Raw genomic sequence first — 16,079 nt, forward strand, 5'->3', positions numbered from 1 at the left:
GCCTCAATATCGGGATCTTCCTAGAAAGCCGGATACCGTCTGATGCGTGGACCCGGTGCGCAACCCGTTCGCTCCTGGAGCCGGACAGCGACCCCCAGAACTGGCGGGCCGCGAGAAGGAAGTCGCGGCGTTCGACGTCGTGCTGGAACGGGTCGCCCGCGGCCGCCCGGAACGCAGCCTGGTGCTCACGGGCCTGCGCGGCGTCGGCAAGACGGTGTTGCTGGGCGAACTGCGTTCGATGGCCATCCGCCGCGGGTGGGGCGCCGGCAAGATCGAGGCCCGCCCGGACGCCGGTCTCCGCCGCCCCCTGTCGGCCGCGCTGCACCGCGCGGTCCGCGACCTCGCGGTCCGCCACCGCGCACCGGACCGCGTCGAGCAGGTCCTCGGCGTGCTGAAGGCGTTCGCACTGCGCGCGAGCCCCAGCGACTCGAAGCTCCGCGACCGGTGGCAGCCGGGCATCGACGTGCCCCCGACACAGGGCCGCGCCGACTCCGGCGACATCGAGATCGACCTGGTCGAGCTGTTCACCGACGTCGCGGAGCTGGCACAGGACGTCGGCACGGGCGTCGCGCTGCTGATCGACGAGATGCAGGACGTCATGGCCGACGACATCTCCGCGCTGTGCGCCGCGTGCCACGAGCTGTCACAGTCCGGCGCGCCGTTCGTGGTGGTGGGCGCCGGTCTGCCGCACCTGCCCGCGGTGCTGTCGGCGTCGAAGTCGTACTCGGAGCGGCTGTTCCGCTACGTGCGGATCGACCGCCTCGACCGCGCGGGCGCCGACCAGGCGGTGGTCGCCCCCATCGCCCGCGAGGAGGCCGGCATCACGGACGAGGCACTGGACGCCCTGTTCGACGCCGCGGGCGGCTACCCGTACTTCATCCAGGCGTACGGCAAAGCGGCCTGGGACGCGGCCCCCAGCGACCCGATCACGGCGGAGGACGTCGCAGTGGCGGCCCCGGAGGCGGAAGCCGAGCTGGCAGTCGGCTTCTTCGGCTCCCGCTACGAACGCGCCACCCCGGCGGAACGCGAGTACCTGCGTGCCATGGCGGAGCTGACCAAGGGCAAGACCGACGAGGGCGCCGCGACCGCGGACATCGCGGGTCACCTCGGCAGGAAGCCGTCGTCGCTGTCCCCGGCCCGCGACAGCCTCATCAAGAAGGGCCTGATCTTCTCCGCCGAACGCGGCCGCATCGCGTTCACCGTGCCGCACTTCGGCCGGTACCTGCTGAACATGGACGACTGACTCCACCTTTATCCGGCTGTCTAGCTCTGTGGCTAGAGAGCGGTATAAGCCTGCATCGACCACGATCGTAGGATCGTCCCACGTCCTGGCGTTCCCCGAGAGACGCCGACGATTCACCGGAGTGTGCGCCGCTTCACCGAATAAACGGGTGCCAAAGCGCGTTGCAAGAGGCATAATGGTCAGTAGCTGGAGAAGCCAGCAGAGCACGAAGAGGGAGCGCAGAACACCATGAACATCGCCGCCAAGCTCCGCGCCCGCCGCGTCGAGTCCCGCAACCGCCGGGCGGTGAACCATGCGATCGCAACCGCCGCCACCCCGGCCATGCGTGACGAGATCCTGATCATGGCGCAGCGCCAGGTCACCACGATCCGGTAACCAAAAACTTTTCCCGACGCCGTGTAACACCCGTGGCTCGCCCCACGATGTTCCGGTTGACCCCGTAGTGCTGGCGGACCCCCGACCTGGCAGCGCTACGGGGTTTCCTTGTCCCTGCTCGGTGCTTGCGCACCTTCGCAGGGACCCCTTCGTCATCATGTTGGGGGGCCGAGCCCCCCAAACCCCCCACGGTGCGGCTGGTTCCTGACCCAGCTTGGCTGCCTCCCGCTGCTCTCGCTGCCTCGCGCAGCTCGGCTGCTCGTGCAGCTTTGTGGATGGGGGTTCGCCACTTGTTGCGCTCGGCCTTGGTGCTGTGAAGGTGCGTTGGCGGCGTGGCAATGCCCTGAAAGGCGCGTTTAGGGCGCTCAGCGCCCTGAATGGCCCATTGACGGCACTTGTTGTGCCGTGACGCGCCTTTCACGGCACCGAAGCGGGCGCTCCGCGCCCGGCCCGCGCGCCGGGCCCGCGAAGCGGGCCCTGCCTGCGCAACCCCGACGGTGGCGTCAGCCCACCGCCAAGGGGCTCCCTGCCATCCCGTCGACCTGGCGTAGCCCGATCACACCGTGTCAAGGGGGGCCGGAAGCCCGAATCACACCAAGCAAGAACCGGCCCCCCTTGGCGCGGTGTGATAGCCCCTGGGAGGTCGACGGGATGGCAGGCAGACCCGCCCAAACCGCAGCCAACCCGCCCCTCCGCCACCCCCGAGACCTGCCCGTCCGGCGAGGACAAACCCACCAACCGGAGACCAGTCCGACGAGGACGAACCACGAACAGACAACCCCGGAGACCCCTCCGGCGAGGGCGAACGCGACGCGTCAGGCGGCTTCCAGGATTGCTGTCGTGCCTTGGCCTCCTGCTGCGCAGATGGAGATCAGGCCTCGGCCGGTGCCCTTCTCGTGGAGGAGTTTGGCCAGTGTGGCCACGATGCGGCCGCCCGTCGCGGCGAACGGGTGGCCTGCTGCCAGGGACGAGCCGTTCACGTTCAGCTTCGTGCGGTCGATCGCGCCGGGGGGTTCGTCCAGGCCAAGGCGGGTCTTCGCGAAGTCCGGGTCCTCCCACGCGGCCAGGGTGGCCAGGACCTGGGACGCGAACGCCTCGTGGATCTCGTAGAAGTCGAAGTCCTGCAACGCCACGCCCGCCCTCGCCAGCATCCTGGGCACCGCGTACGCCGGGGCCATCAGCAGGCCCTCGGCGCCGTGCACGTAGTCGACGGCCGCTGTCTCCGAGTGGGTCAGGTACGCCAGGATCGGCAGGCTTCGTTCGCGGGCCCACTCCTCCGACGCCAGCAGCACCGTCGACGCGCCGTCGGTCAGCGGGGTCGAGTTGCCCGCGGTCATCGTGCCGTCCTTGCCACCGAAGGCGGGCTTCAGCTTCGCCAGCTTGTCCGCCGTGGAGTCCTGGCGCAGGTTCGCGTCGCGGGTCAGGCCCTGGTACGGGGTGAGCAGGTCGCCGAAGAAGCCGCGGTCGTAGGCCGCCGCCAGCTTCTGGTGGGAGGCCGCGGCCAGCTCGTCCTGCGCCTCCCGGCTGATCCCCCACTCCCTGGCCGTGATGGCCGCGTGTTCGCCCATCGACAGTCCGGTGCGGGGCTCCGCGTTCCTCGGGATGTCCGGGACGATCTGCGTCGGGCGGATCCTGGCCAGTGCCTTCAGGCGGGCGCCGAGCGACCTGGCCCTGTTCAGCTCCAGGAAGACCTGGCGCAGGTCCTCGTTCACGCCCAGTGGGGCGTCGCTCGTGGTGTCCACCCCGCCGGCCACGCCGGACTCGATCTGGCCCAGCGCGATCTTGTTCGCCACCTGGATCACCGCCTGCAGGCCGGTGCCGCACGCCTGCTGCACGTCGTTCGCCGGGGTTTCCGGAGACAGGCGGGAGCCGAGCACGCTCTCGCGGGCCAGGTTGAAGTCCCTGCTGTGCTTGAGCACCGCACCCGCCGCGACCTCACCCAGCCGTTCGTCCTGCAGGCCGAAGCGGCTCACCAGGCCGTCCAGCGCCGCGGTGAACATGTCCTGGTTCGACGCCGTGGCGTAGTGCTTGTTCGACCGGGCGAACGGGATCCGGTTGCCACCGACGATCGCCACCTTGCGAGTCATGTCTCGATCACACCCCTGCGAACTTGTCCCGGCTGGCACTCCTAACCTACTCACGAGTAGGCTTGGCGTCGAGTGAGGCCCCGAACTTCTCAGATGCGGAGCATCATGACCGACCGCTACCAGCAGTTTGCCCGGTCCGGCCTCGGTCGGCAGCTCGTCCGCCGGCTCGGACTGCCCGACCCGACACCGCTGCGGCGCCACGTGCCCGGCGCGCCCGCGCTCGACGGGCCCGCGCTCGTCGGCGGCAAGGGCAGGCTGACCGACACCGTGCACACCGTGCTGAAGGCCATCGGCGCGAAGGAGGTCGTCCGCGACGCCGACACCGCGGACCGCTACGCCGCGCTGGTCTTCGACGCCACCGACATCGACGACCCGGCCCGGCTGCGCGAGCTGTACGACTTCTTCCACCCGCTCATGCGCAAGGTCGGCACCTGCGGCCGGCTCGTCGTGCTCGGCACCCCGCCCTCGGGCAGTGGCCGGGACGCCGTCGCGCAGCGGGCGCTCGAAGGATTCACCCGTTCGGTCGGCAAGGAGCTGCGCAAGGGCGCCACCGTCCAGCTCGTCCACGTGGCACCCGGGTACGAGGCCGCCGCCGAGTCGACACTGCGATTCGTCCTCTCCGCGAAGTCGGCCTTCGTCGACGCGCAGGTCATCCGCATCGGCACCCACGGCGGTGAGCCCGTCACGCCCGGCGACTGGGAGCGGCCCCTCGCGGGCAAGGTCGCGCTCGTCACCGGTGCCTCCCGCGGCATCGGCGCGTCGATCGCCGAGGTGCTGGCCCGCGACGGCGCGCACGTGGTCGCGCTCGACATCCCCGCACAGGGCGCCGAGCTGTCCGACGTCGCCAACAAGGTTTCCGGCGCCGCGCTCCAGCTCGACATCACCGCCGGTTCGGCACCCGCGCAGCTCGCCCAGTACCTGCGGGAACGGCACGGTGGCGTCGACATCGTGGTCCACAACGCGGGCATCACCCGGGACAAGTCGCTCGCGAACATGTCCGACGCCGCGTGGGACGCCGTCCTCGCGGTCAACCTGTCCAGCCAGCTCGCGGTGAACGACGCGCTGCTCGCCGAGGACCTGCTGAGGCGCGACGGCCGGATCGTCGGCGTCTCCTCGATCGCGGGCATCGCGGGCAACAAGGGCCAGACCAACTACGGCACCAGCAAGGCGGGCGTGATCGGCATGGTCGACGCGTTCGCGCCGGTACTCGCCGAGCGCGGCGCCACGATCAACGCGGTCGCGCCGGGGTTCATCGAGACCAGGATGACCGCGGCCGTGCCGCTGTTCATCCGGGAGGCGGGCCGCCGGATGAGCAGCCTTTCGCAGGGCGGCCTGCCGGTCGACGTCGCCGAGACCATCGCCTGGTACGCGAGTCCCGCGTCGGCCGCGGTCAACGGCAACGTCGTGCGGGTCTGTGGACAGAGCCTCCTGGGGGCGTGATGGTCGAGCTGTCCTCACCGCCGAGCCTGAAGGTCCTGTACCCGAAGGCCGTGCTCACCGGCTTCCGCCGCAAGGGCGGCGAGCTGCCCGACACCGTGTACACACTGGGCGGCCTGCGCACCGACCACGCGCACCTGGCCGCCTACAACCGGGTCTGCGGCTTCCGGCTGACCGACGAACTGCCCGCCACCTACCCGCACCTGCTCGCGTTCCCGTTGCAGATCAAGCTGATGGCGGGTGGCGACTTCCCGTTCCCGCTCGTCGGGTCGGTGCACGTCGCCAACCGGATCACGCAGACCCGCCCGCTGCGCGCCGACGAGCGGCTCGACCTGCGCGTGCACCTGGAGAACCTGCGTGACCACCCGCGCGGCCGCCAGTTCGACATGGTCAGCGAGGCGCTGGTGGACGGTGAGGTCGTGTGGACCGACGTGTCCACCTACCTGCGCCGCGCCGGTGGCACCGGCCGGTCCGAACGGTCGGAGCGCACGGCACCGCCCGCACCGACGGCGATCTGGCGCGTGCCTGCCGACATCGGCCGCCGCTACGGCGACGTGTCCGGCGACCGCAACCCGATACACCTGTACAAGGTGACCGCGAAGATGTTCGGCTTCCCGAGGGCGATCGCGCACGGCATGTGGACCAAGGCCCGCTGCCTGGCGGCGTTCGAGGGCAGGCTGCCCGGCGCGTACACCGTCGACGTGGCTTTCAAGCTGCCGGTACTGCTGCCCGCGAAGGTCGGTTTCGCGGCCCGCGAGGACGGGGACGGCTGGCGGTTCGACCTGTTCGGCGCGACTGTGCCCGATGTTCGCTCCGCAAGCTCTGCGAAGAACGGCAAGCCGCACCTGACGGGGACCATCAGTGGCCCACCGTGAACCGGGTGCGGTGGTGCCTGGGCCGCTCGGCCTCGACCAGCACCGGCCGAGCTGAACGAGGGGGACCGGCGAAGCCCTCGCGGACATGCCGCGCCGACTCCCGACGAGCCTGGAACCTAGTCCGCGCTGGGGTGCCAGGTGCGGCCGTCGACGAGGCCGCCGAAGCCGATCCACGCGAGGTTCATCAGCCGCGACGCGACCGCCCGGCTGGGCACGTCGGGGTTGTCGAGCCACCAGTCCGCGAGCGACTCGGCCGCGCCCACCAGCGCGGCGGCCAGCGACTCGGTGGCGCCCCTGCCGAGGCCCTCCTTGGTGGCGACCCGGACCAGGAGGGTGTCGACCAGGCTGATCGCCTGGCGGCGCATGTCGAGCAGCTCCTCGGAGAACGGGCCCCCCTGCGAGATGGCCTGGCGGTGCAGGACACGCCAGCTCTCCCGGTGCGCGCCGACGTACTCGAAGAACGCGCCGAGCCCGTGCCAGAGCTGCATGTCCGCTGGTAACTCGGTGCGCACCCCGGCGGCGACGGCGGCGAGCAGCTGGGTGGCCTCGCGGTGGATGCACGCGGCGAACAGGTCCTCCTTCGACCCGAGGTACGCGTAGATCATCGGCTTGGAGACACCGGCGACGTCGGAGACCTCGTCCATCGACGCGTTGTGGTAGCCGTGGTCGGAGAACACCCGGACCGCGGCGTCGAGGATCTGCCGTTCGCGAACCTCGCGCGGCAGTCGCTTGACCCGCCGGCGCTCTTCCACGGTCACCGATCCTCCTGCGGTTCGATCAATCCTTGCCAGGGTACAGAGCCGAACGTAGCGTTACCCGCCAGTAGATAAGGTGGAATATGCGATTCAGGCGCAAACCGGCCGACTCGCTGGTGGTGAGCGGCCCGGTGGTGGCGAGCACCGTGGACATCGACGCGTTCGCGCGTGCGGTCGACCCGGTACGGCTCGACGAGAAGCAGTTCGTGCAGCTGATCGACGTGCTCGACATGCTGGGCCGGGTCGGCACGGGCATCGAGCTGGCCGCGATGCGCACCGACACGTTCGTCTGGTTCGTCTCCCGCGCGTCCACCCCGCAGCTGGAACACCTGATGGCGCACCCGCACCTGCGCGTCGTCGTCTTCGCGGAGATCTTCCGGCGCATGGGCGAGCACCTCGACCCGGAGAAGGCGGCGACGCTCAGCGCGGTCGTGCACTGGCGCCTGACCGGCGGCGCGGGCCCCGGCGGCTACGACCGCTACGAGACCGTGATCGACAACGGCACGTGCCGGTCCGGCCAGTCGCCGACCGCCGACGCCCGCGTCACGCTCACCCTGGCGCCGACGGACTTCGTGCGCGCGGTCACCGGCAGCGTCAACGTCGCGCTCCTGTTCATGCGCGGCAAGGTGAAGGTCAAGGGCGACATCGCGTTCGCGGCGGGCCTGATCAACTACTTCGACCTCCCCCGGCCCGCCCAGACGTGACCCAGGGGCGTGCCGGGAGTCCGGCACGCCCCTGGAAAGAGCCGTCAGAACGTGATGGCCATGGCGGGGTCGGCCATGACGGCGCCGACGTCCGCGAGGAACTGCGAACCCTGCTGGCCGTCGACCACCCGGTGGTCGAAGCTCAGCGACAGCTGGCACACCTTCCGCACCCTGATCTCGCCGTCCACCACCCACGGCATGTCCTTGATCGCGCCGAGCGCGAGGATCGCGGACTCACCGGGGTTGATGATCGGCGTTCCCGTGTCGACACCGAACACGCCGACGTTGGTGATCGTGATCGTGCCGTTGAGCATGTCCGCCGGGGTGGTCCTGCCGTCGCGCGCGGTGCGCGTCAGCTCCTCCAGCGCGACGGCCAGCTCCCGCAGCGACATGGCGTCGGCGTCGCGGACCTTCGGGACCACCAGGCCGCGCGGCGTGGCGGCCGCGATGCCCAGGTGCACGTAGTCCTTGTAGACGATCTCCTCGCCCGCCCACGTCGCGTTGACGTCGGGGGTGCGGCGCACCGCGAGGCACACGGCCTTCGCGGCGAACGTCAGCGGGGTGATCTTGACGTCGCGGAACGCGGGGTGGGTCTTCAACCTGGCCCGCAGCTCCATCATCGGCGTGACGTCGACCGTCAAGAACTCGGTGACGTGCGGTGCCGAGTACGCGCTCTCGACCATCGCCTGCGCGGTCATCTTCCGCACACCCTTGACCGGCACCCGCCGCTCGCGGGCACCCGGGGCGGCGGTGGCGGCGGGAGCGGCAGGCCCGCGGGCCGCGCGTTCGACGTCCTCGCGGGTGATCACGCCGGAACCGGCCAGCGACCGCAGGTCCACGCCGAGGTCCTTGGCCAGCTTGCGCACCGGCGGCTTCGCCAGCGGCACCAGCGCCGACGGCTCCATCAGCGCCGCGGGCGAGTCGGGCACGGCGACCGGCTCGGCGACCGGCGGTGGCGCGGTCGCGACCGGCGCCGAGGTGGCGTCCCTGCGTGCCCGCCGTTTCGCGGTCGACGCCTTCGGGCCGTAGCCGACGAGCATGGCCTGCCCGTTGCTCTCCGCCGACGGTGCGGCGGCGGCCGGGGCGGGCGCGGACGTGGGTGCGGCGGCACCGCCGGGATCGACGTCGATGGTCACGATCGGCTCGCCCACGTTGACCGTCTGACCGGGCTCCGCGTGCAGCTCGGTCACCACACCGGCCCACGGGCACGGCAGCTCGACCGCCGCCTTGGCCGTCTCGATCTCGACGATGATCTGGTTGACCTTCACCTCGTCCCCCGGCTTGACGTGCCAGGTCAGGATCTCGGCGTCGACCAGCCCCTCCGCCGTGTCGGGCAGGGGGAACACCTTGAAGTCAGGCATGCCTCACCAGCCCAGCGAACGGTCGACGGCGTCCAGCACCCGGTCGAGGTCGGGGAGGAACTCCTCCTCGAGCTTCGACGGCGGGTACGGCGTGTCGAAGCCCGTCACGCGCAGCACCGGCGCCTCCAGCGAGTAGAAGCACTCCTGCTGCACGCGTGCGGCGATCTCCGACGACAGCGACGCCTCCGACGGCGCCTCCGACACGACCACCAGGTGCCCGGTGCGGCGCACCGACTCGAACACCGGCGTCAGGTCCATCGGCGAGAGCGCGCGGAGGTCGATGACCTCCAGCTCCTTGCCCTCCTCGGCCGCGGCGGCCGCCGACTCCAGGCACGTCTTCACCATCGGCCCGTACGTGACGAGCGTGGCGTGCGTGCCCTTGCGCAGCACCCGCGAGGTGAACAGCGGCTCGGGCTTCGCGTCGAAGTCCAGCTCCGCCTTCTCGTAGTAGCGCCGCTTCGGCTCGAAGAACAGCACCGGGTCGTCGCACCGGATGGCCTGCTGGATCATCCAGTAGGCGTCGACCGGGTTGGCGCACGAGACGACCTTGAGACCGGCGGTGTGCGCGAAGTACGACTCCGGCGACTCGGAGTGGTGCTCCACCGCGCCGATGCCGCCGCCGAACGGGACCCGGATCACCATCGGCAGGTTGATCCTGCCCTGGCTGCGGAACCGCAGCTTCGCCACCTGCGACACGATCTGGTCGAACGCGGGGAAGATGAAACCGTCGAACTGGATCTCGCACACCGGCCGGAAACCGCGGATCGCGAGACCGACGGCCGTGCCGATGATCCCGGACTCCGCGAGCGGCGTGTCCAGCACGCGCTGCTCACCGAAGTCCTTCTGCAGCCCGTCGGTGATGCGGAAGACGCCGCCGAGCTTGCCGACGTCCTCACCCATGACGATGACCTTCGGGTCCGCCTCCATGGCGGCACGGAGGCCCATGTTCAGGCTCTTGCCCAGCGTGACGGTCTGCGTCTTCTGGGACTCGGGGGTCTTGTTCATGACCGGCGCCGCCATCAGTGCTCACCTCCGTCGAACCCGGCCGCGTACTCGAGATAGGCGTCGCGCTGGGCGTCCACCACGGGACTGGCCTCCGCGTACACCTCCGAGAACATCCGCTCTGGCGGCGGTTCCGGCATGTTCTGGCAGAACTCGCGCAGTTCGGCGGCGACCTGGTCGGACTCGGCCTGCACCGCGTCGAAGAAGTCGTTGTCGGTGTCCATGTGGCGCACCAGGTGCACCCGCACCCGCTCGATCGGGTCCTTCAGCTTCCACGCCTCCAGCTCGTCGGACAGCCGGTAGCGGGTCGGGTCGTCGGTCGTGGTGTGCGCGTCCATGCGGTAGGTGAACGCCTCGATCAGGACCGGGCCGTTGCCCTGGCGGCACTCGCCCAGCGCCCACCGGGACACGGCCAGGGTCGCGAGGACGTCGTTGCCGTCGACGCGGATGCCGGGGAAGCCGTAGCCGCGTGCGCGCTGGTACAGCGGCAGCCGCGACTGGCGTTCGGTCGGCTCGGAGATGGCCCACTGGTTGTTCTGGCAGAAGAACACGAGCGGCGCGTCGTACACCGACGCCCACACGAAACCCTCGTGCACGTCGCCCTGGGAGGTGGCGCCGTCACCGAAGTAGCAGATCGTGGCCTCGCCGTCGTCGTCACCGACCTTGCCCTCGAAGCGCTGCCCCATCGCGTAGCCAGCGGCGTTCAGCACCTGGTTGCCGATGACGATCGTGTACAGGTGGAAGCGCTTCTCGATGGGGTCCCAGCTGCCGTGGTCGGTCCCGCGGAAGATGCCGAGCAGCTCCGTCGGCTTGACCCCGCGGGTCCAGGCGACACCGTGCTCCCGGTAGCTCGGGAAGGCCATGTCATTCGGCTTCAGTGCCCGGCCGGAACCGATCTGCGCGGCCTCCTGGCCGAGCAGCGGCACCCAGATGCCCAGCTGGCCCTGCCGCTGCAGTGCGTTCGCCTCACGGTCGACCCGCCTCGTGAGGACCATGTCGCGGTAGAGGTTCCGCAGGTCCTCCGCGGTGACGTCGGCGACGAAGGGGTCCCACTGGGCGTTGGGGACCCGCTCGCCTTCCGGCGTGAGGAGCTGCACCAGCTCCGGGCCACCCTCGCTCGTTGCGCGCAAACCGGCGATCACCTGCTCCGCGGTCGGTTTGGCCGCGGTGGCGGCCGGCCCGACGCCGGGTTCCGGGTGCGTCCACTGTTCTGGGGACGACATGCGTTCTCCTAGTTGTCGACACCGGGCGTTCGCTTGTGGCGCCCGCGCGGCCGCGCCACCGGCGGTCACCAGCCCGGGTAAGGGGTGGCTCTACCGCCGCTGGCGCTGACGGTTTCGGGGTTCATCCTGGCATGCGTTCGCCCGGTCCGGTGAGGTCCGAACGTTGGCATCTTGGCGTCCACGAGGCGCTGAGCTGCGGAAACCGTAGGACAACCGACAGTAGGGCGTTCATCGGCGCGGCTGTGACCACCTCCTGGCGGGCTGTGAACACGGCAGCTCAGAGCAGTCGCGGGCGGGTGCGGTCCCCAGGCCCGCACGGCGCCGGTCCCGGCGTCCGGCGGACCACCTCCGCAGCCGAAGTGATCTGCGTCACCACCCATCGTAGCCGTCTCCGCTCGACGGCAGCGGGAGCCGAACTACCCTTTGGTGATGGTGGACTGGCGAGACGATCGGGTGCGACGGGCCGAGGAGGCCCTGGAGGACGCGGCACAGGCGGCCGAGGAGATCCTCTCGTCCATCGCGCCCCGGCAGCTGCCGGAACCCGATCCGGAGCCGTCGGTGCTGCGCGACGCGTGGTGAGGCACTATCGCCCGGTGGACAACGCACAGGTACGCACAACGGTCGAACGGACATGGGACGCGGAGATCCTGCCGAGCCTGTCCGAGCTGGTGAGGATCCCCGCGGTGTCGGTGGTGTTCGACGCGAAGTGGGCCGAGCACGGCCACCTCGACACCGCCGCCGAACACGTCCGCGCCTGGCTCGCCGCGCGGGACATCCCCGGCGCCACCGTCGAGATCCTCCGGCTGCCGGAACGCACCCCGGTGGTGCTGATGGACGTGCCGGCGTCCGAGGGCATGCCGGAGGACGGCGGGACCGTGCTGCTGTACGGCCACCTCGACAAGCAGCCGCCGGTCGGTGGCTGGTCCGAGGGCCTCGGCCCGTGGACCCCGGTGCGCCGCGGCGACCGGCTGTACGGGCGCGGGTCCGCCGACGACGGCTACTCCGGCTACGCCGCGGCGACCGCCATCGAGGCGCTGCGCGCGGCCGGTGGCAGGCACGCGCGCTGCCTGGTGCTACTCGAACTGAGCGAGGAGTCCGGCAGCCCGGACCTGGACGCGTACCTGGACGCCTACCGTGAGCGGCTCGGCGACATCTCGCTGGTCGTGTGCCTGGACTCCGGCGGCCAGGACTACGAACGGCTGTGGCTGACCACGTCGCTGCGCGGGCTCGTGTCGACCACGGTCACCGTGCGGGTCATGGAGTCCGGTCAGCACTCCGGTTCGGCGAGCGGCGTCGTGCCCAGCTCGTTCCGGATCATGCGGCAGCTGCTGGACCGCATCGAGGACGCGGGCACCGGCGAGATCCTGCTGCCCGAGCTGCACGGCGCGATCCCGCCGGAGCGCGACGCGGAGATCAAGGCGCTCGCCGACCTCGCGCCCGGTGCGGCGAAGGCGGCGTTCCAGCTGGTCGATGGCATGTCGGCGGTCTCGGACGACGACTACGAGCTGATGGCGAACAACTCGTGGCGGCCGACGCTGTCGGTCATCGGCGCGGCCGGTCTGCCGCAGCCGGAGGACGCGGGCAACGTGCTGCGCCCGTTCACGACGCTGAAGCTGAGCTTCCGCCTGCCGCCGACGGCCGACCCGAAGGCCGCGCTCGCCGCGGTCGAGCGGGCGCTGACCACCGACGTGCCGTACGGCGCGAAGGTCACCGTGTCCGGCCCGGAGGTCGGCCCCGGGTGGAACGCGCCGCCGACCGCGCCGTGGCTGCGTTCGGCGCTCGACTCGCTGAGCGAGGCCGTGTTCGGCGGCAACCAGTGGCTGACCTTGGGGCTCGGTGGCTCGATCCCGTTCATGGGCTCACTGGCGGAGGCGTACCCGGAGGCCCAGTTCGTGGTCACCGGCGCGCTCGCCGGCGACAGCAACCCGCACGTGCCGGACGAGTGGCTGCACGTCCCGCACGCCAAGCGCGTGACGGAGTCGGTCGCGCACCTGCTGGACGCGCACGCGACCACGCTCTGACCCGCTCCGCTCAGGTGGCCGGGTAGCGGTCACCCCAGGCCGGGGGCGCGGCACCGAACTCGGCGAGCGCGTCCCTGGTCACCTGTTCGATCACGTCCCGCAGCTCCAGCTCCGCCAGCCACTCCGGCGGGATCGCCTTCGTGCCCTGCACGGCGCCAAGGAGGTTGCCGCAGATCGCGCCGGTCGAGTCGCTGTCGCCGGAGTGGTTGACCGCCAGCAGCAGCCCGTCCCGCAGGTCCTCCGCCGCGAGCGCGGCGGCGACGGCGATCGCGAGCGCCTCCTCGCCGGTCCAGCCCCCGCCGAGCCGGTCGGCGATCGACTCCGGCGTCGGCCTGCCGTGCGCGACCGCGGCGTCGAGCGCGGCGACCTGCTCCTCGTGCCCGTCCCAGGTCAGCAGCTTCGCCCTGGTCCCGGCGACCGCGTCGGGCAGCGGGACGTCGGCCAGCAGCAGGTGCACCAGGTGCGCCAGCGCGCCCGCGGACAGGTAACCGCTCGGGTGGCTGTGGGTCAGCAGCCCGTTGCCGACGGCGAACGCGAACGCGTCCTCGCCCAGCAGCGCGTACGGCGCGGCACGCATGACCGCGCCGCAGCCCTTGGAGTCGTTGAGCCGGTTGTCGAACGAGCCGCGCCGCCCGCCATCCGCGAAGGCACGCAGCGCGCGGGTGACCGTGTTGCCCGGAGCACGCATCGCGAACAGGCCCCTGTTGGTGATCAGCCAGCCGTCCGGCTCCGGTTTCGTGGCGAACACGCCGCCGTTGCGGGCCCAGTCCACCTCGATGCCCTGCGTGTGGAGCCAGCGCTGGTAGGCGTGCTGCATCGGCGCGAAGGGGTCCTCGTGCTCACCGCGGTGTCCCCGGATGAGCCCTTCGAGCGTGAAGAGGGTCATCTGGGTGTCGTCGGTGATGGTGCCGCGGCCGCCGTACTCCTCCTCGTAACCGGTCGTGCCGTCCGGCCCGAACCGGTGGCGGATGGTCTCGATGGTGAGGAACTCGACGGGCGCACCGAGGGCGTCGCCCACCGCGCCCGCGAGAACGCAGCCCATAAAACGGTCGTCGTCGATCATGGGGCAAGGCTACGATCAACGGCATGCGCGCATGGTTCCGACATTGATCTGACCTAGCACCGAGGTTCCCGGCGACGCTGGTGGCGTCGCTTCTCCTGGTGCGCTTCTTCGACGAGACGGTGGCCTACCTGCCGTACGCGGCGGTGGAGTCCATCCGCGCGGACGTCGACCTGACGTACGCACAGGCCGGGTTCCTGCTGTTCCTGTACCCCGGTATCGGACTGCTGACCACACCACTCGGTGTGCTCGTCGACCGGTGCGACCGCCGGGTGCTCGCCGCGGTCGGCGGCCTCGGCTACGGCGCGGGCCTGTTCCTGTTCGCGGCGGGGGACGACTTCTGGGCGCTGTTCGCGGCCGTGTGCGTCATGGGGACGCTGGGCGACCTCCTGGTGACCGCGGGCGAGGTGTCGCTGGTGGAGATCGCGGGCGACAACGCGGAACCGGCGCTGGCCCGCGCGAACCTCCTCGCGGCCGTGGGCGATCTGGCCGGGCCGCTGCTGCTGGCGACCGCGCTGTGGTCTGGTCTCGGCTGGCGGGCGGCGTTCTGGGCGGCAGGCGTGATGATGGTCGCGTACGGGGTGCTGCTGGCGACGCGACCGCTGCCCCGCCCGGTGCGCGACGAGGACGAGCCGAGCGCGTTCGATGCGCTGATGTCGGTCGTCCGCGACCGCAGGGTGATCGTCGCGGGCCTGCTGGTCGCGGTGATCGTGGCGTTCGACGACACCTTCATCGGGTTCGCGGTGGCGTTCCTGATCACCGGCCAGGACCTGAGCCCGGCACTGGCGACGGTCGCCACGGGTGCGGGCCTGACGGGCGGGGTGGCCGCGGCGGCGTGGGCGAGCCGCACCGGCCGCAGGCGGGTCGGTCTGCGGCCGTGCGCGTTCGTGCTGGCGGCCGGCGTGTTCCTGCTGGTGCTGGTGCCGACCCCGGTCACGGCGGCGATCTCGATGGCGCTGGTGGGGGCTGCGGTGAACCTGGCGTGGATCATCCTGCAGGCGCGGTACATGACGCTGCGTCCCGGCGAGGCCGGTGCCACGTCGTCGGTCGCGGAGGCCGTGAGCCAGATCGGCGTGACGACCCCGCTGGTGATCGGCCTGATGGCCGACCACACGGGACTGGGTCCGGCGATGTGGCTGTACTGCGCGGTGGCGGTGGTGTTCGTGGTGTCAGCGCGCTAGTTCGAGCACCCGGTCGCCGATGTGCTGGTGCGTTCCCGGCGCGACGTGGATCCACCGCTGTCCGCGCGCCTGCGCGACCGACAGCGCCCACCGCCCGTCGACCAGGTCGAGCACGGTGAGCCAGCGCTCGGACCGTTGCCGGACACCGTTCATGTCGCGCCTGGCGGCGTAGAGCTTGGCCACCGCGGACCGGCGCGCGTCGAGAAGGGCGTCGAGCCGCCGGGCCGCTTCCGGCCGCGCCGCTGCCGACCGCCGCATCACGCTGCCATCAGCACGCCCGCGCGGAGCGTGAAAGTCGTTGTGGCGCACGGAGAACGGCTCCCCGTGCGCGACCCCGTTGTCCGGCAACCGCCACACCAGGGTCTCGATCATCCGGTCGAGGTCACACCGCTCGAACCGCACCCGCTCACCGGACCGCACGACGAGCACTGCGGACCGTCCGTGCGCGGCAACGAGAACCGAGTAGGACTCGTCAGCGGTGGTGACCCACCCGTAGTACTCGGCATCGGCCCGCTGCACCACGTTCACCAGGTCGAGAAACGCGTCGAAGTCGGCACGTTCCCCCAACCCGGCCCCGGCCAGGTCCCGCTGGACGACCCGCTGCGCTTCGGCCGAGAACCGGGGCGAGACGTACCGTTCACCCCCGGCGAAGATGGCGTGCGGTTCCCCCAGGTTCTCCTTCTGCATGAGGCTGAGCAGAGGAAGGACGGAAAGCTCGACCTCGCGCCCCGTCCGCATCAGCCCTCGCCCCCGGC

At 71.0% G+C, this 16,079-nt stretch carries 15 protein-coding genes; 8 read left to right on the top strand and 7 right to left on the bottom strand.

What is annotated here, in order from left to right:
* The first annotated feature begins 46 nt into the window (after positions 1-46).
* Both ACFPCV_RS15805 and ACFPCV_RS15810 read left to right on the top strand, forming a co-directional pair.
* The gene (locus tag ACFPCV_RS15805; protein ID WP_378056881.1) at positions 47-1,243 is read left to right on the top strand and encodes an AAA family ATPase; all 1,197 of its coding nucleotides are present in this window, start codon (positions 47-49) and stop codon (positions 1,241-1,243) included.
* A 228-nt stretch (positions 1,244-1,471) separates the two neighbouring features.
* Positions 1,472-1,618: a hypothetical protein gene (locus ACFPCV_RS15810; protein ID WP_378056882.1), complete on the top strand. Its 147-nt coding sequence runs from the start codon at positions 1,472-1,474 to the stop codon at positions 1,616-1,618.
* 815 nt (positions 1,619-2,433) lie between these two features.
* Here ACFPCV_RS15810 and ACFPCV_RS15815 read toward each other — a convergent pair.
* Positions 2,434-3,705, bottom strand: coding sequence for an acetyl-CoA C-acetyltransferase (locus tag ACFPCV_RS15815; protein WP_378056883.1), 1,272 nt, complete (start codon positions 3,703-3,705; stop codon positions 2,434-2,436).
* 105 nt (positions 3,706-3,810) lie between these two features.
* Here ACFPCV_RS15815 and ACFPCV_RS15820 point away from each other — a divergent pair, with 105 nt between their 5' ends.
* Both ACFPCV_RS15820 and ACFPCV_RS15825 read left to right on the top strand, forming a co-directional pair.
* Entirely contained in the window at positions 3,811-5,145 is a 1,335-nt protein-coding gene (locus ACFPCV_RS15820) for a 3-oxoacyl-ACP reductase (protein ID WP_378056884.1), read from the top strand.
* On the top strand, positions 5,145-6,017 hold the full coding sequence (locus ACFPCV_RS15825) for a MaoC family dehydratase (protein ID WP_378056954.1): 873 nt from the start codon (positions 5,145-5,147) through the stop codon (positions 6,015-6,017). The genes ACFPCV_RS15820 and ACFPCV_RS15825 overlap by 1 nt, the downstream gene beginning before the upstream one ends.
* A 116-nt stretch (positions 6,018-6,133) precedes the next feature.
* Here the strand turns inward: ACFPCV_RS15825 and ACFPCV_RS15830 are convergent, their stop codons facing one another.
* Positions 6,134-6,775 carry a TetR/AcrR family transcriptional regulator gene (locus tag ACFPCV_RS15830; protein WP_378056885.1) on the bottom strand — a complete coding sequence of 214 codons (642 nt, stop codon included), beginning with the start codon at positions 6,773-6,775 and terminating at the stop codon, positions 6,134-6,136.
* 80 nt (positions 6,776-6,855) lie between these two features.
* On the opposite strand from ACFPCV_RS15830, the gene ACFPCV_RS15835 reads away from it, so the two are divergent.
* Positions 6,856-7,476, top strand: coding sequence for an SCP2 sterol-binding domain-containing protein (locus ACFPCV_RS15835; RefSeq protein WP_378056886.1), 621 nt, complete (start codon positions 6,856-6,858; stop codon positions 7,474-7,476).
* 44 nt (positions 7,477-7,520) lie between these two features.
* Here ACFPCV_RS15835 and ACFPCV_RS15840 read toward each other — a convergent pair whose 3' ends face one another.
* The 3 genes from ACFPCV_RS15840 to pdhA are packed head-to-tail and all read right to left on the bottom strand — an operon-like array spanning position 7,521 to position 11,062.
* Positions 7,521-8,837, bottom strand: coding sequence for a dihydrolipoamide acetyltransferase family protein (locus ACFPCV_RS15840; RefSeq protein ID WP_378056887.1), 1,317 nt, complete (start codon positions 8,835-8,837; stop codon positions 7,521-7,523).
* 3 nt (positions 8,838-8,840) lie between these two features.
* Positions 8,841-9,857, bottom strand: a complete 1,017-nt coding sequence (locus ACFPCV_RS15845; protein WP_378056888.1) for an alpha-ketoacid dehydrogenase subunit beta — start codon at positions 9,855-9,857, stop codon at positions 8,841-8,843.
* A complete protein-coding gene (pdhA, locus tag ACFPCV_RS15850) occupies positions 9,857-11,062 on the bottom strand; it encodes a pyruvate dehydrogenase (acetyl-transferring) E1 component subunit alpha (protein ID WP_378056889.1) in 1,206 nt (401 codons plus the stop codon). Before pdhA ends, ACFPCV_RS15845 begins: the two co-directional genes overlap by 1 nt.
* A gap of 429 nt (positions 11,063-11,491) precedes the next feature.
* On the opposite strand from pdhA, the gene ACFPCV_RS15855 reads away from it, so the two are divergent.
* Positions 11,492-11,641, top strand: coding sequence for a hypothetical protein (locus tag ACFPCV_RS15855; RefSeq protein WP_378056890.1), 150 nt, complete (start codon positions 11,492-11,494; stop codon positions 11,639-11,641).
* 14 nt (positions 11,642-11,655) lie between these two features.
* Positions 11,656-13,083 carry a M20/M25/M40 family metallo-hydrolase gene (locus tag ACFPCV_RS15860; protein WP_378056891.1) on the top strand — a complete coding sequence of 476 codons (1,428 nt, stop codon included), beginning with the start codon at positions 11,656-11,658 and terminating at the stop codon, positions 13,081-13,083.
* Between the two features lie 10 nt (positions 13,084-13,093).
* On the opposite strand, the gene ACFPCV_RS15865 is transcribed toward ACFPCV_RS15860, so the two are convergent.
* The gene (locus ACFPCV_RS15865) at positions 13,094-14,146 is read right to left on the bottom strand and encodes an ADP-ribosylglycohydrolase family protein (protein ID WP_378056892.1); all 1,053 of its coding nucleotides are present in this window, start codon (positions 14,144-14,146) and stop codon (positions 13,094-13,096) included.
* 80 nt (positions 14,147-14,226) lie between these two features.
* Here ACFPCV_RS15865 and ACFPCV_RS15870 point away from each other — a divergent pair, with 80 nt between their 5' ends.
* Complete coding sequence (locus ACFPCV_RS15870) at positions 14,227-15,324, top strand: MFS transporter (RefSeq protein WP_378056893.1); 1,098 nt, start codon at positions 14,227-14,229, stop codon at positions 15,322-15,324.
* Here ACFPCV_RS15870 and ACFPCV_RS15875 read toward each other — a convergent pair.
* Positions 15,313-16,062 carry an ESX secretion-associated protein EspG gene (locus ACFPCV_RS15875; protein WP_378056894.1) on the bottom strand — a complete coding sequence of 250 codons (750 nt, stop codon included), beginning with the start codon at positions 16,060-16,062 and terminating at the stop codon, positions 15,313-15,315. The two genes, ACFPCV_RS15870 and ACFPCV_RS15875, sit on opposite strands and share 12 nt — an antisense overlap.
* Positions 16,063-16,079 lie beyond the last annotated feature (17 nt).

This window comes from Actinophytocola glycyrrhizae (assembly GCF_042653545.1).
Lineage (GTDB): Bacteria > Actinomycetota > Actinomycetes > Mycobacteriales > Pseudonocardiaceae > Actinophytocola > Actinophytocola glycyrrhizae.